General features: G+C 34.1%; 1 protein-coding gene. It reads right to left on the bottom strand.

Features of this window, described 5'->3' with window-relative positions; translation table 11 throughout:
- Positions 1–187: 187 nt before the first annotated feature.
- The gene (locus EJK17_RS11205) at positions 188–1,306 is read right to left on the bottom strand and encodes an IS4 family transposase (RefSeq protein WP_236629372.1); all 1,119 of its coding nucleotides are present in this window, start codon (positions 1,304–1,306) and stop codon (positions 188–190) included.
- Positions 1,307–1,471 lie beyond the last annotated feature (165 nt).

Genomic DNA, 1,471 nt, shown 5'->3' with positions numbered 1-1,471 from the left:
GCCTAATCTAATCGGAGTTAAATAGGCAATCATATTTAACAATAATTGTGAAAAATTTAAATCTGAAAAGTCATTTGAGCTAAAATATTGTCGCCAAATACAACATGCCATTTTAAAATCGATTTGATATTGATATTTTCTTTTAGTATTTGGCTTTGAACAATTATTTACTGCTAAGCTTACGGCGTTATACATAGCGAAGTGAGCATACAGCTCCATATATACAAATTGATCTTTTTTTAGAATGAAATTGTACGCCGCCTAAATCATACTTTAGCTCTCTAAAAGAAGTTTCAATCCCCCAACGAAGATGATAGATTTCCTTCATCCGTTCTAAAGGAAATTGCTTGCGATCTAAATTGGTAATAAGAACTTCCCACTCATCAGCTGCTCCTGGTGAATTAATTCTAAACTTACATACTCTACATTTAACATTACAAAAGTCTTCGAAATCCCAGCGTTGATCTAGAGTGTTTTTAGAACGAACTTTCTTATAATGCCGTTTCTTGTGTAGAATCAGGTGCAGGAGCGGTTCAGTATTTTTATGAGTAAGATAGTAACGATGTAGTGAAGTCACATGACAAGATAAGTCTAGATCGCATTCTCGATTTGGCATCGCAGCGATTTCTTTAATTGCACCACCAGGGCCTTTATTGGCTTTAGTACGAATAACGTACTGACAGTGTTTAAGACGATTACAGTTTTCAATCAAATTAAAGCTACTGTAGCCTCGATCCATTAAAACCAGGAAATCTTTTTCTTGCTTATTTAGTTTCTTTAACATTGTCACAGCAGCTTCACGTTCATCCATTTTTTGTCGTGGTTGAAAAATCAGATCTAAATATAACTTGTTTAGAACATCATATAAAGCATTCACATGAATTTGACAATAGATCCGACTATCTTTGCCTTGCATGACATTTTCTGATTGAGGATTAAAAGGTTGATCAAAATCAGAGCCATCTATTGCCACGACCCGGTATTGCTTATCCAAAAGTTGCGGCTCAGTTTTAGCTTGACTAAGTTTGATCATAATTTCTCTAAAACATGCTGGCTTTAATTTTGCTTTTTGTTGTTCAAAAGCTGAAGCAGTCATTCTAAAATTAATATCTGGAAAGGCTTTGAACAACTCGGTATTTAAACTACCAGCTCCCATATTAAGAATTAGTTTAATTAGATCAACTGCGTTAAGCTTACGGCAACGAGTAAAATCATGATTTGAGAAAGTAAATTTATGGATATTGGCAGCGATTTGATTGATAATCTGATTCATCAGCTTTAAAATATTTGAGTGAAGGGATTTCATGAGAGCCACAACCTTTCTATGAAAGACCTGATAAGAGACAAAAAGGTGAGCAGATAGTTCTATAGCTGCTCACCTTTATTTTTATTGTAAAAGAAAAAGAACCGAATCCAAATAATTCGGTTCTAAAAGCGTCAAATTTGTCAATGTCTTAACTTAATGACATTG

Source organism: Lactobacillus xujianguonis (genome assembly GCF_004009905.1).
Lineage (GTDB): Bacteria > Bacillota > Bacilli > Lactobacillales > Lactobacillaceae > Lactobacillus > Lactobacillus xujianguonis.
Note: the sequence above shows the minus strand (reverse complement) of the source record. Positions and strands in the feature narration are given on the sequence as shown.

What these genes read in the sequence shown, in the direction of transcription:
- EJK17_RS11205 (WP_236629372.1), bottom strand. Translation starts at nt 1,306, where the DNA reads ATGAAATCCCTTCACTCAAATATTTTAAAGCTGATGAATCAGATTATC.